Consider the following 18,565-nt stretch of genomic DNA (forward strand, 5'->3'; position numbering starts at 1 on the left):
CTAATTCTTGTGCTTATTTCGACGCCAGCTTCAGGGTGGCGGGTATTCTTAGCCAGCACCCGTCACCGTCTGGCATAATTTCTTCGATAGCGACCTTATCAGGCATGATCTCCAGCACCCGGCCGTGATTGCGGCCGATGTAACTGCCCTCCTGCACCCGGACCAAGGCTCCTTGAGGGGTATAAATCAACGCCCATTCCTTGTTGCTTGGGGCACCGATCACCCCCCTCATGCTCAGCTGTTCTAGCGCGTAATTCTCTAGGGAGGACGTGTATTTGCGGGCTGAGGGTTGCCAACAGGCCCGGCCTTCCCCCTGCGCTATCACCCCGACTTCAGGTTGGGGTAGCAAGAACGGCACCCTGTCGCGGCTCATGACGAATTTCTCGGCAACAAATACCGCCTGCTCGTCCAGCGGCTCCACCTGGGCCACGGCATGAAGGTGTGTCTGGTTGATAAACTGTTCGACGGAGCCTTCATTCGCCTGGCATCCTGCCAGACCAATCACCGCCGCCACTAGAAACACAGGTTTAAGACTCATCAGCTCCCCTCCATCGGCGGCGTTTTGAACCGGAAGGTTGTTGCGGATACTTTGAGCTGCAGCTGGGCCTGATCCGGCTCGCTCCGGCGCAGGTCGATATCCTTGAGCAAGACCACCCGGGGCAAGTGTGCAATATCAGCAGCAAAGCGCCCGATATCCTCGTAGTGGCCAGTGACATTGATGTGGATCGGCAGTTCAAAATACAACGGGCGTTCTATTCTCGGTGCCCATTCGATACGCTGGAACACCAACCCATTGCTCACTCCGATATCATTCACGCTCGCCAGCAAGCTGGACAGTTCGTCTTCTTCAGGCAGCTGCTTCACCACCTGCTGGTAGCGGTCCTGTAGGATTACCACCTGATCCCTCACTTTTGGCAACGCCGCAACCTGGTTGGCCCGGCGGGCAAGGTGAACCCTTAGCTCCTGCTCCTGATATTTCAGCTGCTCAAGCCCAGCTTGCTTTGGCGTGAGCCAATACCAATACCCTGCTAGCAACACCAGCGCCGCCAGCAAGCCTGCCACCAGGGCCTGGGCTGCCACCGGCCAGTCCGGCATTTCGTCGAATTCCAGCTCTCTCCAGTCAATCATTGGGCAGCCCTTTCGTTGTTGTGGGCGGGCTGGACCGAATTGAGCACAAAGGAAGCCTTGAAGTTGATCAAAGGTTGCTCCTCCTCGGCACGCACTATCGAATGCATAGTGATCCCTTCTATCCATACGGACTGTTCGGCGTTGGCCAGCAAAGTGGCCAAGTGTCCGTTTGACTCTCCCGTGCCGCTGAACTTGACGTGATTGCCTGTCAGGGCGATCTCGTTGAGATATACCCCTTGGGGTACCAGGCCGGGCAATAGACTCAGCAGCTGGGTAATATGGTTGCGCCCTTTTTGGATATCAGTGATCACCGACAAGCGCTGGATCAGGGCCTCACGCTGGGAATCCATCTCCGGCAGCAAAGCCAGTTTTTGCTCGAGCACTGCCACCTCCTGGCTGATCCGGGCATTGCGGGCTGACTGAATATCTTGCTGCCAATCAAGCAGCCAGCCACCGCCGCCGACCGCCGCTAGCGCCGTCGCAACGGTGCCGAATAGCATCAGGCCAAACCGTTGGCGGTAGCGCTTTTTGCCTTCATCCCGCCACGGCAGCAAATTTACCTTGGCTATCATAGACTGGCTCCCCGAATGGCTAGCCCAGCGGCCACGGCATATTGTCCGCAAGCCGTTTCCTCCAGGGCTTGATCCAGCTTGGCCGAACGCTGAAACCCCGCCAGCGGATGGATCTTGCGTACCGACAGCGACAACATCCTGGCCAACATATCTTCAAGCACCAGGCTTTGCCCGCCGCCCGCCAGCCAGATCCCCTCCAGGGTTGAGCGTGGGTATGTGGTGCGATAGAGCTGTAGCTGCCGTTTCAAGTTATCCGCCAATAACTTGGTAAACTGTTCAGCCCGAGCGGTGTTGCCTCCGTCAACGGACATCACTGGCTCTCCCTGCTCCACCACCTCTTCACAGCCAAAAGAGACTTCCCGGCGATAGACCGTCCCGGCCGGCCCCTTAATACCGATAGCTGTCGTGCTGTGGCCGATGTCAACAATTCCCCAGTTTCCTTCGCCACCTTGCTGCCCCGCCAGGTATTGCTCGAGCCACACCAGCGCATGGGCCTGAAGCTCCATCACAGTCGGCTCGAACCGGGCCTGGCGCATCACCTCAACCCGGCTGTCTACCGTATCCTTGCGGGTGGCATAAACCTGCACCGGTTGGGTCTGCACCTTTTCGCTATAGACCTCGTCGACCATTGGGAAAAAATCCAGCCGAAGCTCTTCGACCGGGAAGGGGGACGAGGCGCTGATGGCCTGCTCTACGGCAAATACCGACTCATCATCGGTGAGGTGGCTGTCTAGCTGGATCACCTTGCTGATAACAGCACTGTCAGGCAGTGCCAAGGCTGCATTTCTGGCGCCAAACGGCAGCGCTTTTTTTAATTTACGCATCGCTGACAACAAAACAGGGGCATTTACGTTATGCTGCTTATTCAGTACAGGTGCGGGTAAGACAACTTCGGCAAAAGCAACAAGCTCCATGGCCGACTTCTTCTGGCGTAATACCACGGCTTTAATGCTGTGATGACCAATATCAACCCCAATAGTTAGTGGGTTACGAAACATACCGTGCTATGCTCCCTTTAGACAGAAAAGCAATTTACTTATTTAAAACAAACACCAGCTTTTTTAGCGTTAATTTTCCATAAGTTACCTTTATACTACTGGCGGAAAGCGAATAAACGCATGAATACTGGTGTAACGGGAAATCTCAAGTGAAGTTCATAAAGCGATTACTAACTTTTGCATTGATTTGCATTATTCTTGGAGTCACTACAATTTTTGGTTTTTACCTGTACGTAAAGCCCGAACTGCCTGATGTAGCGACCCTGAAAAATGTAGAATTACAGACACCTATGCAGGTGTTCAGTGCGGATGGCAAGCTGATCTCCCAGTTTGGCGAACAGCGCAGGATCCCGCTCACGCTTGATGAGATCCCACCGCAGATGATCAATGCGGTACTGGCAACTGAAGACAGCCGCTATTATGACCACCCAGGTATTGACCCGATTGGTATTGCCCGTGCCGCCTTTGTTGTTGCAACTTCTGGCTCGGCCAAGCAAGGTGCAAGTACCATCACCCAGCAGCTTGCGCGTAACTTCTTCCTCTCCAACGAGAAGAAAATAATGCGTAAGATCAAAGAGATCTTCATCGCTATCCATATCGAGCAGCTGCTGACCAAAGATGAGATCCTCGAGCTGTACCTGAACAAAATCTACCTTGGCTACCGCGCCTATGGTGTCGGTGCCGCGGCACAGGTGTATTACGGCAAAGAGGTCAGCCAGCTGACACTGAGCGAGATTGCCGTTATTTCCGGCCTGCCAAAAGCCCCGTCGACCATGAACCCGCTCTATTCGGTTAGCCGCGCAACAGCCCGCCGTAATGTTGTCCTAGGGCGTATGCTGGCTGAAAACCACATCACCCAGGCCGAATTCGACCAAGCCCGCGCCGAGCCTGTGGTTGCCCGTTACCACACCGCAGAAATTGAGCTTAGCGCCCCGTACTTTGCTGAACAGGCCCGTGCCTGGATGATCAACCGCTACGGCGAAGATGCTTATACCTCCGGCATGCGTGTCTTCACCACGGTTGACCCGAAACTGCAAAATGCTGCCCAGCAGGCAGCCATCGATAACCTGCTAGGCTACGACCAGCGCCACGGTTTCCGCGGTGCCGTAGAAACACTGTGGAAACCAGAGCAAGCGGCATGGACAGGCGAGCAAATCAACGACCACCTTGCCAAGCAACCGACCTACGGACAGCTCCTCCCTGCAGTAGTCACCCAGGTGGAAGGCAAAACCGCAACCGTACAAGCTAAAGGCGGCGACGTGCACACCCTTGAGTGGGACGGCATGAAGTGGGCCCGCAGGTTCATTACCGATAACCGCCAGGGCCCGGCCCCGAAAAGCGCCAGTGATATCCTGACTGCCGGCCAGCAGATCTGGGTTCAGCAGCGCGGCGAAAACTGGGTACTGAGCCAGGTACCAGATGCCAATACCGCGTTTGTGGCAGTCTCGCCGCAAGACGGTGCGGTCAAGGCAATGGTCGGTGGTTTCAATTTCGTCCACAGCAAGTTCAACCGTGCCACCCAGTCAGTGCGCCAGGTGGGCTCGGCCATCAAGCCATTCATCTACTCAGCAGCACTGGATAACGGCATGACGCTGGCTAGCATGGTTAACGATGCCCCGATCAACCGTTGGGATCAGAGCATGGGTACCGCATGGCGTCCGAAGAATTCGCCACCGACATACAACGGCCCGACCCGCCTGCGTATCGGCCTGGCACAGTCGAAAAACGTCATGGCTGTCCGCGTCCTGCAAAACGTCGGCCTTGATGAAACTATCGACTTCCTGACCCGCTTCGGCTTCAAGAAAAAAGACCTGCCACGCGCAGAGCCTTTGGCACTGGGTGCCGGTAGCCTGACCCCGCTGGAAGTGGCACAGGGCTTTGCCGTGTTCGCTAACGGCGGCTACTACGTCGAGCCTTACTTTATCGATCGCGTTGAGGATCCTTACGGCAACGTGGTCTTCCAGGCTAACCCTACTGTGGTGTGCAACGACGAGTGCCAGCAGCAGCAAGGCCTTACCGCCCAGCAGCAGCCTTCGAGTCCTTTCCTGAGCGATATTGCCATCAGCGAAGAGAATTTGGTTGACGAGCCGCAGCAGCAAGGCCCTCACTACGCCCAGCAGGTGATCTCGGAGCAAAATGCCTTCCTGGTACGTGAAATGCTGGAAAGCAACATCTGGGGCGGCGGTGACTGGCGCCATGGCACTGGCTGGAACGGTACCGGCTGGCGTGGCCAGGTACTCAAACGCCGTGATGTCGGTGGCAAGACAGGGACAACCAACGACTCGAAAGATGCCTGGTACTCAGGTTTCGCGCCGGGGATCGTGGCGACGGCTTGGGTCGGTTTCGATGACCACAGCCGCAACCTAGGCCGCACAGCCTGGAATAACAACCAGGACAAGAACCAGATCTCAGGCGCCGAGGCCGGGGCAAAAACCGCCCAGCCAGCATGGATCGAGTTCATGAAAACTGCCCTGGAAGGTGTACCCGTCCAGCGCAAGCAACTGCCTGAGGACATCATCCAAGTCCGTATCGATCGTGACAGCGGCAAGCTTAGCAACCAGAACGATTTCACGTCGATGTTTGAGTACTTCGAGGAAGGCACCGAACCAACAGAGTCGGTCAGTGACTCAACATCTGAGGGGATTTTCGAATCCGATAGCTCAGACGAGCTGTTCTAAAAAGCCTGAATCCAAAACAAAAACAGAGCGCATCGCGCTCTGTTTTTTTATCTCTCTTGTTTCTGTTTGTTTACAGGTACCAATTACTTAAGCTGACTGTGGCGCAGGAAGCTGCTCCTCCAGGTGTGCCTGGATCAACTCAGCCAGTTTTTCATAGCGCCCTTTGAGCGGCGAGCCCGGGCGGTACGCCAAAGTAATAAGTCGGCTCGGCACCGGGTCTTCAGCCGAGATGTAGCAGACCCCGTCCCGGCGGTGCTCTTTCGGGGTCGCCAATTGCGGCATCAGGGTGATCCCGCCCCCCGCTGCGACCATGTTTCGCAAAGTCTCCAGGCTGGTTGCCTTGAAGCTGCCGTCTTCCTGAGCCCCAGCAGCAAAGCAGAAGCCCATCGCCTGATCACGTAGGCAGTGCCCGTCCCCCAGCATCAGCAAGGTATGGCCATGCAGCTCTGCCATCGGCAGCGACTGGCGGCCTGACCAAGGGTGCTCTTCCGGCACCGCCAGTACCATCGGCTCATGGTACAGCGGCAGTTCGATAAACGGCTCGCTCTCTTTCACCGCGGCCAGGATAATGCAATCTAGCTTGCCGTCTTCTAGCTGCTGCACCAACTGATGGGTTTGCGCTTCGTGCAGGAACAGCTCCAGCTCGGGGAAACTGGCCTTTATCTGGGGAATAATATGCGGCAGCAGGTAAGGCCCAACCGTCGGGATAAAACCGATATGCAATGGCCCTGACATACTGCCACCTTGCTGGCTGGCCAACTCGGTCAGCACCTTGACCTCCAACAGTACCTTCTGCGCCTGTGCCACCAGTGCCAACCCTGCATCGGTGAACAGCACCTTGCGGCTGGTCCGCTCCAACAGTGCCACACCCAGCTCTTCTTCCAGCTTGCGGATCTGACCGCTCAGCGTCGGCTGGCTAACAAAACAGGCTTCAGCCGCCTTGCGGAAATGCTTGTGCTCCGACAGCGCCACCAGATATTCAAGATCGCGAATATTCATCACTTACCACTTTGATAGATAATAACTATCAAAACCATAGCACCAAACGATTAGAGCTATCAATCTCAAAATCGCATAATCATCACATCAACAGGGAGCCAGACAGAATACGCTCCAGTTGCACTAAACAACTTAACTAATTCAAAGGAAATTTTTATGTTCGCATCTAAAGAAGGCCAAGCCGTCCCTCAAGTGACATTCCACACACGCCAAGGCGACCAGTGGGTAGACGTGACGACCCAAGAACTATTTGCCGACAAGACTGTGATTGTGTTCAGCCTGCCAGGTGCCTTTACCCCGACATGCTCTTCGAGCCACCTACCTCGCTACAACGAGCTTGCGTCGGTCTTTGCCGAGCACGGCGTGGACGACATCCTGTGCGTGTCTGTTAACGACACCTTTGTGATGAACGCTTGGAAAGCGGATCAGGAAGCCGAAAACATCACCTTTATTCCAGACGGTAACGGCGAGTTTTCGAAAGGAATGGGGATGCTGGTCGAGAAAAACGACTTGGGCTTCGGTGACCGTTCATGGCGTTACAGCATGCTGGTGAAAAACGGTATCGTCGAAAAAATGTTTATCGAAAACGACGAGCCGGGCGACCCGTTCAAGGTCTCTGATGCAGACACTATGCTGGGATACATTGCGCCAGCACACAAGCTGCAAGAATCCATCACGGTATTTACCAAACCTGGCTGTCCTTTCTGTGCCAAAGCAAAACAGAACCTAATCGACAAAGGGCTGAACTACGAAGAAGTTGTACTGGGCAAAGATGCCACCACGGTTAGCCTGCGCGCTATCTCAGGCCGCAGCACGGTACCCCAGGTATTCATCGGCGGTAAGCACATCGGCGGTAGCGAAGAGCTAGAAGCGTTTCTTGGCTAATACCCACAGACAACAAATAGGGCCTGCCTGACAGGCCCAGACCGGCAAAATGATTGCAGGGCTTGGCTGGCAGAGTGTACCTGGCGAAGCCTGAATGGAGAGAAGATATGAAAACCCTGAATGTTGATGTTGCAGTGATCGGTGGTGGCACCGCTGGCCTAGGTGCTTACCGTGCCGCTAAAGCCCATACCGACAGCGTTGTGATGATTGAAGGCGGCCCTTACGGCACAACCTGTGCCCGCGTCGGCTGTATGCCTTCAAAGTTGCTGATTGCAGCGGCAGAAAGCGTTCACCAGATCGAAAAAGCCCCTGGTTTCGGTATCCACCCACAAGGTGAAACCGTCATCAATGGCCGGGAAGTGATGGACCGTGTCAAGCGCGAGCGTGACCGTTTCGTTGGCTTTGTTCTGGAAGGTGTTGACGAAATCCCAGCCGAAGACAAAATTGCCGGTTATGCCAAATTCATCGACAACAGCACCCTGGTTGTTGACGGCCATACCACCATCCATGCCAAGCGCATTGTGATCGCAACCGGTTCACGCCCGGCCTACCCTGCCGTATGGAACGAGTTGGGTGACCGCCTGATCATCAACGATGACGTATTCAACTGGGATGACCTGCCAAAAGCGGTCGCGGTGTTCGGCCCCGGCGTTATCGGCCTAGAGCTCGGCCAGTCACTCAAGCGCCTTGGCGTTGAGGTGGTGATGTTCGGCCTGGGTGGCCAGGTCGGCCCGCTAACGGATCCCGAAGTGATGGCCTACGCCGACAAAGCGTTTAACGAAGAATTCTACCTCGATGCCGACGTACGTGTTGAGAGCATGAAGCGTATCGGCGATGAAGTCGAAATCCAATACCTTGATAAAGAAGGTGCCCTACAAGTCATCAACGTCGAGTACGTACTGGCCGCTACCGGCCGCCGCCCGAACGTCGACAAGCTGGATATCGAAAACACCACCATGGAGCTGGATGCCCGCGGGGTGCCGGTAGCCGATTACTACACGATGCAGACCTCGGTGGCGTCGATTTTCGTTGCCGGTGATGCCAGCAACCAGATCCCGCTGCTTCACGAAGCTGCCGACCAGGGTCGTATTGCAGGCGACAACGCCGGCCGCTTCCCGGATATCCGTGCCGGCCACCGCCGCTCGAAGATCTCTGCTGTGTTCTCGGATCCTCAGATTGCCATGGTGGGTGAAACCTACAAAGAAATCACCGAGCGCCTGGGCCAATGCGGTTGCTTCGAAACCGGTGAAGTCTCATTCGAAAACCAAGGCCGCTCCCGGGTAATGCTACGCAACAAAGGCATGCTGCATGTCTACGGCGAGCAAGGTACCGGCCGCTTCCTGGGCGCCGAAATGATGGGCCCGAATGCCGAGCACCTTGCGCACCTCCTGGCCTGGGCCCACCAGAACAAGATGACCGTTGCCGAAATGCTGGATATGCCTTTCTACCATCCGGTTATCGAAGAAGGCGTCCGTACTGCACTGCGCGACCTGAACGCCAAACTGCACTTAGGCCCTGAAATGATCAAGCACTGCCTTGACTGTGGCCCGGGTTGCTAAGGCCTGACTGAAAAGAACTCTCCCTTGCACTAACGACCAGCCCTCCTTATGAGGGCTTTTTTTGTTTCCGGCTGCTGCCATCAAAGATAAACTGTTTGGGGCAATAAGGGAGAATAACCACATGGGATGCCAAGCCTGCACTCACTCTGAATTCTGGCAAAAACTCGGCCGCTGCCGACGCTGTATCCGCCAGTTATCGGTATTAAGCCCTATCTGCTGGACAAGCTGGTTCATTTTCTACCGCCACTCCCCCACCACCATCGATGCCATCACCCTGTTTGTTGCCGCCAGCAGTATGACTTTACTGCTGCTTGCCCATGGTATCCGCGCCTGGCAACTGGGCACAAAAGCAATTGGTGTAAAGCCGGCCAATAAAAAAAGCCCGACATAAGTGCCGGGCAAATAGACTAAGAGAATTAAATTGTTATTTCGCAGTGTCTCCGCAGCGGCTTATGCCACATTCACGGTCGGGATCGCCTGCTCCTGATCCATCCGCACTTCCAGTGCCACTTCATCACAGGCGTGCTGGCGCGGACAGCGGTCACAATCTTTCATCACCTTCTCAGGCAGCAGCGACTTGGAGGTCGGTACAAAGCCTTGCTTCATAAAGAACTCCGGTACCCGGGTCAGTACAAACACCTTCTTGATGGCCATCTGCCCGGCTTTCTCGATCAAATGATCGACAATTGCCTTACCCTGCCCCTGGTGCTGCCAGCCAGCTTCCACCCCCAGCGAGCGGATTTCGGCCAGGCCGGAATCATACACATACAGCGACGCGCAACCGGTGACCGTACCGTGGTGCTCGGCTACCGCAAACGAGCCGATATCGCGCACCAGCTCATTGCGCATCCGCGGCAGGTTCTCACCCAGGCCGGACCAGTAGGCCACCATCCCTTCGATAGCATCGAGGTCGGTCAGGCGTGCCCCGCGAACCTTGACCACCGGTGAGTAGCGCTTCTCGAGGCGCTTCTCGGCCTGGTCAATGGCAAAATCAACCTGGTTCGGTGCAACCCCGCCGAGCGCACAGCGTTTTTCAAGGCACGACTCGATAGTCAGGATCGGATACACGTCTTCATCAATCACTTCGGAGAAGGCTTTCATCTCAGCCAGTGACAACTCTTCAAGCGCACAGCCCTTCTCGATGGCGGCGACGACCGCCACACCGACAATATGGTGGGCCTCACGGAATGGGATCCCTTTAGCAACGAGGTAATCCGCCAGCTCGGTGGCATTGGAGTAACCCTGCATCGCTGCTTCCAGCGTCCTGTCTTTGTTGACCTTGATGCCTTCAAAGCACAGCGCAGCCATTTCCATACACTCGTACCAGCTGTCCAGCGCATCGAACAAGCCTTCTTTATCTTCCTGCATGTCCTTGTTATAGGCCAGCGGCAGCGCCTTGACCGTCATCATCATGCCGGTCATTGCACCGTAGACCCGGCCACACTTACCACGGATCAGCTCTAGCGCATCCGGGTTTTTCTTCTGTGGCATTAATGAGGAGCCAGAAGTCACCGTATCAGCGAGCTCGATGAAATTGGACTCACCAGAGTTGTAGAAGATCAGATCTTCTGCCATCCGCGACAGGTGCAGCATCGAGATAGACGCCGTCGACAGCAACTCCATCACATGGTCACGATCGGACACCGAATCCAGACTGTTACGCGTCGCACGCTGGAAACCCAGGCTGTGGGCCAGCACCTCACGGTCAATCGGGTAAGCGGTACCGGCCAGCGCACCCGAGCCCAGCGGACAGGTATCCAGCCTGTCCAACGCATCGGACAAGCGCGAGTAATCACGCTCGAACATTTCAACATAAGCGAGACACCAATGAGCAAAGGTCACCGGCTGTGCCCGCTGCAAATGGGTATAACCCGGCAGGACGGTTGCCTGATGCTGACGGGCTACAGTCACTAGTTGGTTCTGCAGCTGATCTAGCATTAGCAGCAACTGCTGCCCCTGCTGGCGGCACCATAGCTTGAGATCCGTCGCGACTTGGTCATTACGCGAACGCCCCGTGTGGAGCTTCTTGCCCAAATCGCCGACCTTGCCTATCAACTGCTGCTCAACCCAGCTATGGATATCTTCGGCATCAGACCGCAGGATCTGCTTCGGATCCTCCATCACTGCCAGCTTGAGCTCATTGAGTGCCAACTCGAGGCGCTGCTGCTCCTCGTCCGTCAGCACATTGACCTGGCGCAGCGCCTTCGACCAGGCGATCGAGCCGACGATGTCCTGCTCCGCCAAACGGTAATCAAAACGCAATGAGTCGTTGAACTGCTTAAACCGTGTGTCAGCCGCCTGACTGAACCGTCCGCCCCATAGTGCCATGGCCTTTCTCCTATGTATCTTGCTCGACTTGCTCGTTATTTATAATGTCGTGGTCTGGGTTATTTCTTTTGTTCGTTCAGCGCACGGATACGGCTTGCCAACGAGTAAAGGCGGATAAAGCCACCAGCATGGCTGTGATCGTATACCTCGTCCTCACCGAAGGTCGCGAACTCTTCGGAGTACAAGCTATTGGCCGAACGCTTCTGTACTACCGTAGCTTGGCCTTTATACAGTTTAACGACAACCTCGCCGCTCACATCTTGTGACAGCTCTTCAGCAGCAGCCAGCAGAGACTTGCAAAGCGGGGTAAACCAACGGCCATCGTAGATAAGGTGTGAGGCTTTCAGGCCAATACTTTCACGGAACTCAAACGAGTCTTTGTCCAGCACTAACTGTTCTACCGCACGTAGGGCTTCATTCATAATGGTGCCACCCGGGGTTTCGTAGCAGCCACGGGACTTGATCCCGACCAGGCGGTTCTCGACGATATCGATACGGCCAACGCCGTGCTCGGCACCTTTCTGATTGAGGTAAACCAGCGCGTTGTAAGGCGACATGGCTTCACCGTCAACAGCCACAATCTCGCCTTTCTCGACCAGGATAGAAACCTGCTCAGGTTTTTCCGGTGCGTCTTCAGGATCCTTGGTCCATACCCAGCACAGTTCATTCGGCTGGTTCCAAGTCTCTTCCAGCACGCCACCTTCAGTAGAGATATGCCAAGCATTGGCATCACGGGAATAGATTTTCTCCAGCGAAGCCGTACAAGGGATATCACGCTCGGCCAGGTAATCCAGCAGGGCTTCACGGCTACGCAAGTCCCACTCACGCCATGGGGCAATCACTTCCAGCTGAGGGGCTAGCGCTGCATAGGCACTTTCGAAACGCACCTGGTCATTACCCTTACCGGTACAGCCATGACAAAGGGCATCGGCACCGACTTCCAGCGCACACTCAACCTGCGCCTTGGCAATAATCGGACGGGCCATCGAGGTACCCAGCAGGTACTTACCCTCGTACACCGCACCTGTTTTCAGGCTCGGGTAGATGTAATCCTTGACCATCTCTTCTTTCAGATCGGCGATGTAGCAAGCAGAGGCACCAGAAGCCAACGCTTTCTCTTCGATGCCTTCCAGCTCTTCTTCACCCTGACCAACATCGGCCACGAATGCCACGACTTCACAGTCATAGTTTTCCTTTAGCCAAGGAATGATTGCCGAGGTGTCCAGACCGCCGGAATAAGCCAATACTACTTTATTTACTTTGCTCATAACTCTCTCCTGATTGCCTGTTCGACGGTCTTCCCGCTCAGGCGCTATCTCAATCCGTGTGTACTAACGTGTGTCTAAAAGTGTGTTCTTTACCGCAGGCCTTACGCCTGAGGGGAAAATTTGGTGCCGATATTCTGGCCATCAAACAAGGCCGCGAGTTTGTCCGGGTAACGCCAAGTGGCCACTTCAATCGAACGCCCCAAGGCATTGGCGGCTTCAAACGCTGCGCGTACTTTTACCACCATACCGTCGGTGATCACCGCCTGGGCAATCAAGGCTTCAGCCTGTGGCTCGTTTAGCTCGCTGATAAGCTTGCCCTTACCGTCCAGCACGCCGCTAACATCTGAAAGCAGTACCAGCTCACCATCCAGCGCCGCCGCAACAGCGACGGCTGCCTGGTCGGCATTGACATTCATCAGCTGGCCGTTGCCATCAAGGCCAATCGAGCTAATTATCGGCAAGAAGCCCGAAGCCATAATTTGGCTGACCAAGCTACTGTCACCCGGCTCGGCCTTGCCCACCGCACCCAGTTCAGGATCCAGCTCGGTGATCTTACATAGGCCACCGTCAGCCAGGCTCAGGCCAACGGCAGGAACGCCGGCTTTTTGTGCCTGCCCCTGCAGCAGCTTGTTGGCAGTTCCCGCCAATGCACCGGCGATGTAAGGGATTTGATCGGCCGGGGTTACGCGCAGCCCTTCTTTCTTTACCGTTTCCAGCTGCAACTTGGCCATCAGATCATCTACCAGGTAGCCACCGCCATGGACCAGCACCAAAGGGCGCTGCGCCTGTTTCTGGTAGGCGCTGATCGCACCGAACAACTTTTCCAGGGTCTCGCCGCAAGACAGTACGGCACCACCGAGCTTAATTACCAAAGGAACCTGACTCATCGCTACTCTCCTAACCTTTATACCAACGCTGTAAGCTGAGGGAAACCATTTCGAATATTTATGCACTGCATCGCTTGTGACGATGCGCCCTTGAGCAAGTTATCAATCGCAGACGTTAAAATAATGTGTCCACCTTGTACCTGCCAGCCGATATCGCAGAAGCAGGTACCGACCACGCTCTGTAGCTTCGCCGCCTGCTGGCCCAGCAGGCGAACCGCATGCTTGTCGCCGTCAGCGCCGTAAGCGGCTTGCATCGCTGCCTCTACCTGCTCGGCGGTAACACCGTCGGCCAGCTTGGCTGTGATGGTCGCCAGGATCCCCCGCTTGAAGTTGCCGAGGTGGGGGGTAAAGATAACGTCCTGGCCTAGGTGGGTAGCAATTTCAGGCTGGTGGCGGTGGTTGAAAATACCGTATGCCTGCAGGCTGACTTCGCAGAAGCTGTTGGTCATTGACGCCTTGCGGCCTGCACCGGAGACACCGCTGACTGCATTGATCACCGGCCATTGCTGGGGATCCAGGAGCCCGCTTTCTAGCAGTGGTTTTAAAGTCAGCTGCGAAGCGGTTGGGTAACAGCCAGGTACGGCAACGAGCTGGGCACTGGCAATCGCGTCATGGTTCCATTCGGCAAGGCCGTATACGGCTTGCTCCAACCACGTCGGGAACTGGTGTTCAAAGCCATAGAACTGGGTATAAAACGCGTCACCCTGCACCCGAAACGCCCCGGACAAGTCAAACACCTGGCAGCCACACTCCAAGAATACCGGCGCCAAGTCATGGCTCACTTCATGGGCGGTTGCCAGCAATACGATATCACCAGGCTGAGCCACCTCTTGCGGTGAACTAAGGGGTTGCAATGGCAAGTCGACAATGCCCTTAAGCTGGCCGTGCAACTCACTGATCGGCTTGTTGGCGTCAAGGCTGTTGGCCGAAACAAATAACCCAGCCAAGTTGAGTTTTGGGTGTAGGTGTACCATTTTGGCCAGCTCTGCGCCGGTGTAGCCGCTGGCACCGATAATATAGGTGTTCAACATAATCAATCCGTGTCTATTGGTTTTGGGTGCTTTGGTTTAGGGGTGTAGCTAGCAGCAGGGCTGCCTCGGGATGGGGTGCGCAGAGGCACCAAGCGAAACTCAGCGTCGTCGGAGGGTGTGTTGTGATTGGCTAGTCGCTTGGTTCATGGGGCTTCGTACCTATTTCAGTTCCGTTACATTTTCTGATACAGCTTGGTTAACATTCCTAGTTTGTTAACCATAACCTGATGCAATATTTTTATTCACATCTTTTGAATTAATATGTTTACCGATATTTACTCCTGCTGTCAACTCCTGAGCGGGAAAAAATAATAAAAGGTGTATGGTGCCGGCGGTTAACCCTGTTTATTCTTTTTAACGTGCAGCACAAAGCTCTAAATCACACCGAAAATGAAAACTTTCTCGACACATTGAACAGCAAGCACGCAGTTTTTGTGCCTTATAAGACCATTTTAGAGAAACTTTGTTACACCCTCCGTTTCATAACATGATAAAAATCAATGCACTGTCGTTTTCTTACTAGTTATGACGATCAATGTTGACCTCAAAGCCTGAACACGGCTAGATTGTTGTCTAATGAGTTAATTGGATGTAATAAATTTACGAGATGGATGCGATATGAACGAAAAGTACAGTGCGCTTAGAAGCAACGTCAGTATGCTCGGTCACATGCTGGGTACGACAATCAAGGATGCGCATGGTGAAGAACTACTTGGTAAAGTAGAAACCATCCGCAAACTGTCCAAGTCCGCCCGAGCAGGGAGCCAAGACGATCGTGCCAAGCTGATCGACGAGCTGCAGAACCTGCCGGACGACCAGCTGTTGCCTGTTGCCCGGGCTTTCAGCCAATTCCTGAACCTGACTAACATTGCCGAGCAGTACCATACCGTCTCGCGCCATAGTGAAGAGCATATCTGCAGCCCAGACTCGATTGATGCCTTGTTTGCCAAGCTGGACCAACAGGACATCAGCAAATTTGATTCGATCCAAGCAGTCCGTGAGCTCAATATTGATTTGGTCTTGACTGCCCACCCGACGGAAATTGCCCGTCGTACCATGATCCACAAGCTGGTACAGATCAACAAATGCCTGTCCAAGCTAGAGCTGAGCGAGCTGTCCAACAGCGAGCGCCAGCGAGTTGAGCGCCGCCTCGAGCAGCTCATCGCCCAGGCATGGCATTCCGATGTTATCCGTAAGCAGCGCCCGACTCCGCTCGATGAAGCCAAGTGGGGCTTTGCCGTAGTTGAGAACTCACTGTGGCACGCCGTTCCTGAGTTCCTGCGCCAGTTTGACGAGAAACTTACATCCCACCTAGGTGAGGGCCTGCCAATCGACGCCGCGCCTGTCACTTTCTCATCCTGGATGGGCGGTGACCGTGACGGTAACCCGTTCGTCACTTCACATGTGACCCGCGAAGTACTGTTGCTATCACGCTGGAAGGCAGCCGACCTCTACCTGCAGGACGTCAAGGAGCTGGTCAGCGAGCTATCGATGGTCAAGTGCAACGATGAAGTCCGTGATCTTGCCGGTGACGAACACGAACCTTACCGTGCCATCCTGAAAGATCTCCGCGCCAAGCTGACCAATACCCGTGATGTGCTAGATGCCAAAATCAAGGGTCTGGACGCGCCAAGCTACGGCATCATCGACGATATCAGCCAGCTGTGGGATCCGCTTTATGCCTGCTACCGCTCGCTGCACGACTGTGACATGGGCATCATCGCCGACGGCCTGCTGCTAGACGTGCTGCGCCGCATCAAGTGTTTCGGTGTCCACCTGGTTCGCTTGGATATCCGCCAGGAAAGCACCCGCCACTCAAACGTTATCTCTGAACTGACCCGCTACCTGGGCCTTGGTGACTACGACCAGTGGAGCGAGCAAGACAAAGTGGCCTTCCTGGTCCGCGAACTCTCTTCCAAGCGCCCGTTGCTGCCGCGCGACTGGGCACCGTCAGACGAAGTCAAAGAGGTGATCGACACCTGCAAGGCTATCGCCGACCAGCCTCGCGAAGCCTTGGGGGCGTATGTCATTTCCATGGCCCGCACCGCTTCGGATGTACTGGCTGTTCACTTGCTGCTGCAAGAAGCCGGCTGCAAATTCCGTATGGATGTGTGCCCGCTGTTCGAAACCCTGGAAGACCTCAATAATGCCGAGAGCGTGATCAAGCAGTTGATGAACATCGACTGGTACCGTGGCTATATCCAGAACCACCAGATGGTCATGATCGGCTATTCTGACTCCGCCAAAGATGCTGGTGTGATGGCGGCTGGCTGGGCCCAGTACCATGCCATGGAATCACTGGTTGAAGTGTGTGAAGAGGCAGGCGTCGAGCTGACCCTGTTTCACGGTCGTGGCGGTTCGATTGGCCGTGGCGGTGCCCCAGCACACGCTGCCCTATTGTCTCAGCCGCCGCGCAGCCTGAAAGGCGGCCTGCGTGTAACAGAGCAAGGCGAGATGATCCGCTTTAAGCTGGGCCTACCAGAAGTGGCTGTAAACAGCCTGAGCCTGTATGCCAGCGCCATTTTGGAGGCTAACCTGATGCCGCCGCCACAGCCTAAGCAAGAGTGGCGTGAGCTGATGGACGTGCTGTCAGAAGTGTCCTGCGACGCTTACCGTGATGTAGTCCGTGGTAATGAGGAGTTTGTCCCATACTTCCGCGCGGCGACCCCTGAGCTTGAATTGGGCAAGCTGCCACTGGGCTCACGTCCGGCCAAGCGTAATCCGAAAGGCGGCGTAGAGAGTCTGCGTGCGATCCCATGGATTTTCGCCTGGAGCCAGAACCGCCTGATCCTGCCAGCCTGGCTGGGTGCCGGTGAAGCCATCCAGTTCTCGATTGACAAGGGCCATGCCGCCCAGCTTGAGGAAATGTGCCGCGAGTGGCCATTCTTCTCAACCCGCCTGGGTATGCTGGAGATGGTATTCACCAAGACCAATATCGGTATTGCGGAATACTACGACCAACGCCTGACGGATAAGTCACTGTGGCCGATGGGACAACAACTGCGTGACCAGCTGCAAAAAGATATCAAAGCAGTGCTTAACGTGGAAAACAGCGCCCACCTAATGGAGCAGAACCCATGGGGTGCCGAGTCAATCCGCCTGCGTAACATCTATGTCGAGCCGCTTAACATGCTTCAGGCCGAGTTGCTGTACCGTACCCGTCGCCAGGAAACTCCTTCCCCAATGATGGAAGAAGCCTTGATGGTAACCATTGCCGGTATTGCCACCGGTATGCGTAACACCGGCTAACTCCGACTTATAATAACTACAAAGGGCTAGCGTAATAACGCTAGCCCTTTATTTTTTCTGCTTATTTTACTCCCGCCTCACTTTTGAGACAGTCCCGGCAAGACTCGGTCAGCTACTCTAAACAGCATGCAGTGAAATTACTTGATCAAAAACGTTTTGCATCAAAGAACAAATTGAAATTAACACGCAATATATAGACCAGCATCACAACACGGGCAATTGGTTGCACCAGTTTTCCTCGATATTAGTCTCTGATGTCGAAAATTAGTCCATTGATGTGTATGCTACGTGATCTCGATCAGGCACTGCAACAGCACGATTATAAAAACGCCAATGAGCGAAGGGTACGCTGCGGCCACCATAGGCCATGCCGATTGAGTTTATTTTTTTGTAGTATTTTAACGGATAGAAGAGATGTCACTACCACACGTTATTTTAACTGTGTTGAGTAACCGCGATGCCACCGGTTACGATATCACCAAAGAGTTCTCCCACAGCATCGGTTATTTCTGGAAAGCCAGCCACCAGCAAGTGTATCGCGAGCTGAACAAGATGGCCGGCAACAACCAAGTAACCTGTAAACTTGAACCGCAAGAGGGTAAACCGGATCGTAAAGTATACTCCATTACCGATCTTGGCCGTCAGGCGCTGTTTGAGTGGTTCCAGGAGCCTGCACGCAACCCAACCATCCGCGATGAGTTTTCTGCCAAGCTGGTAGTTTGCGGTGTGCACAACTCCGAGCCCATGCAGCAGCAGCTAGAAGGCCTAATTGAAGAGTCTCATACGCTCATTAATCACTATAACGAAATGGAAAAAATCCATTTTGCTGACCACAAAAACCTAGATCGCCAATCCCGCCTTGACCGTCTTACCCTTCGCCGCGCGATCCATAACCGCCAGGCATGGATTGACTGGGCAGAGGAAGTATTGGCCGAGCTCAAGGACATGGATTCTGCTGGTAGCCCGGTTGCCTTGTAAGCCAT

15 protein-coding genes are annotated in these 18,565 nt (G+C 54.8%); 6 read left to right on the forward strand and 9 right to left on the reverse strand.

Annotation, left to right across the window (positions count from 1 at the left end; translation table 11 throughout):
* Positions 1–13 precede the first annotated feature (13 nt).
* From ACXAGQ_RS06405 to pilM, 4 genes are read right to left on the reverse strand one after another with little or no spacing between them, the layout of a single operon-like run.
* The gene (locus ACXAGQ_RS06405; RefSeq protein ID WP_475252640.1) at positions 14–538 is read right to left on the reverse strand and encodes a pilus assembly protein PilP; all 525 of its coding nucleotides are present in this window, start codon (positions 536–538) and stop codon (positions 14–16) included.
* Positions 538–1,128, reverse strand: coding sequence for a type IV pilus inner membrane component PilO (locus ACXAGQ_RS06410; protein WP_475252641.1), 591 nt, complete (start codon positions 1,126–1,128; stop codon positions 538–540). Before ACXAGQ_RS06410 ends, ACXAGQ_RS06405 begins: the two co-directional genes overlap by 1 nt.
* On the reverse strand, positions 1,125–1,700 hold the full coding sequence (locus ACXAGQ_RS06415; RefSeq protein WP_475252643.1) for a PilN domain-containing protein: 576 nt from the start codon (positions 1,698–1,700) through the stop codon (positions 1,125–1,127). The genes ACXAGQ_RS06410 and ACXAGQ_RS06415 overlap by 4 nt, the downstream gene beginning before the upstream one ends.
* On the reverse strand, positions 1,697–2,698 hold the full coding sequence (gene pilM, locus ACXAGQ_RS06420) for a type IV pilus biogenesis protein PilM (protein WP_475252645.1): 1,002 nt from the start codon (positions 2,696–2,698) through the stop codon (positions 1,697–1,699). Before pilM ends, ACXAGQ_RS06415 begins: the two co-directional genes overlap by 4 nt.
* A gap of 149 nt (positions 2,699–2,847) precedes the next feature.
* Here pilM and ACXAGQ_RS06425 point away from each other — a divergent pair, with 149 nt between their 5' ends.
* Positions 2,848–5,376 (forward strand): penicillin-binding protein 1A, encoded by a 2,529-nt coding sequence (locus ACXAGQ_RS06425; RefSeq protein ID WP_475252647.1) that lies wholly within the window; start codon positions 2,848–2,850, stop codon positions 5,374–5,376.
* Positions 5,377–5,463: 87 nt separating this feature from the next.
* Here the strand turns inward: ACXAGQ_RS06425 and oxyR are convergent, their stop codons facing one another.
* Positions 5,464–6,375, reverse strand: coding sequence for a DNA-binding transcriptional regulator OxyR (gene oxyR / locus ACXAGQ_RS06430; RefSeq protein ID WP_475252649.1), 912 nt, complete (start codon positions 6,373–6,375; stop codon positions 5,464–5,466).
* Positions 6,376–6,531: 156 nt separating this feature from the next.
* Here oxyR and ACXAGQ_RS06435 point away from each other — a divergent pair, with 156 nt between their 5' ends.
* From ACXAGQ_RS06435 to ACXAGQ_RS06445, 3 genes are all read left to right on the forward strand, one after another.
* Positions 6,532–7,260 carry a glutathione peroxidase gene (locus tag ACXAGQ_RS06435; RefSeq protein WP_475252651.1) on the forward strand — a complete coding sequence of 243 codons (729 nt, stop codon included), beginning with the start codon at positions 6,532–6,534 and terminating at the stop codon, positions 7,258–7,260.
* A gap of 107 nt (positions 7,261–7,367) precedes the next feature.
* Positions 7,368–8,819 (forward strand): dihydrolipoyl dehydrogenase, encoded by a 1,452-nt coding sequence (locus tag ACXAGQ_RS06440; protein ID WP_475252653.1) that lies wholly within the window; start codon positions 7,368–7,370, stop codon positions 8,817–8,819.
* Between the two features lie 121 nt (positions 8,820–8,940).
* Positions 8,941–9,210, forward strand: coding sequence for a DUF3624 domain-containing protein (locus ACXAGQ_RS06445; RefSeq protein ID WP_475252655.1), 270 nt, complete (start codon positions 8,941–8,943; stop codon positions 9,208–9,210).
* A 59-nt stretch (positions 9,211–9,269) separates the two neighbouring features.
* Here the strand turns inward: ACXAGQ_RS06445 and argH are convergent, their stop codons facing one another.
* From argH to argC, 4 genes are all read right to left on the reverse strand, one after another.
* Entirely contained in the window at positions 9,270–11,147 is a 1,878-nt protein-coding gene (gene argH / locus ACXAGQ_RS06450; RefSeq protein WP_475252657.1) for an argininosuccinate lyase, read from the reverse strand.
* Positions 11,148–11,206: 59 nt separating this feature from the next.
* The gene (locus ACXAGQ_RS06455; protein WP_317524066.1) at positions 11,207–12,415 is read right to left on the reverse strand and encodes an argininosuccinate synthase; all 1,209 of its coding nucleotides are present in this window, start codon (positions 12,413–12,415) and stop codon (positions 11,207–11,209) included.
* Positions 12,416–12,516: 101 nt separating this feature from the next.
* Complete coding sequence (gene argB, locus ACXAGQ_RS06460; protein ID WP_475252659.1) at positions 12,517–13,302, reverse strand: acetylglutamate kinase; 786 nt, start codon at positions 13,300–13,302, stop codon at positions 12,517–12,519.
* 17 nt (positions 13,303–13,319) lie between these two features.
* A complete protein-coding gene (gene argC / locus ACXAGQ_RS06465; RefSeq protein ID WP_475252661.1) occupies positions 13,320–14,333 on the reverse strand; it encodes an N-acetyl-gamma-glutamyl-phosphate reductase in 1,014 nt (337 codons plus the stop codon).
* A 618-nt stretch (positions 14,334–14,951) separates the two neighbouring features.
* Between argC and ppc the strand changes: the two genes are divergently transcribed.
* Both ppc and ACXAGQ_RS06475 read left to right on the forward strand, forming a co-directional pair.
* Positions 14,952–17,582, forward strand: a complete 2,631-nt coding sequence (gene ppc, locus ACXAGQ_RS06470) for a phosphoenolpyruvate carboxylase (RefSeq protein WP_475252663.1) — start codon at positions 14,952–14,954, stop codon at positions 17,580–17,582.
* 414 nt (positions 17,583–17,996) lie between these two features.
* Complete coding sequence (locus ACXAGQ_RS06475; protein ID WP_039469043.1) at positions 17,997–18,560, forward strand: PadR family transcriptional regulator; 564 nt, start codon at positions 17,997–17,999, stop codon at positions 18,558–18,560.
* The last annotated feature ends 5 nt before the right edge of the window (positions 18,561–18,565 follow it).

Source organism: Photobacterium sp. ABD4_091, assembly GCF_056160145.1.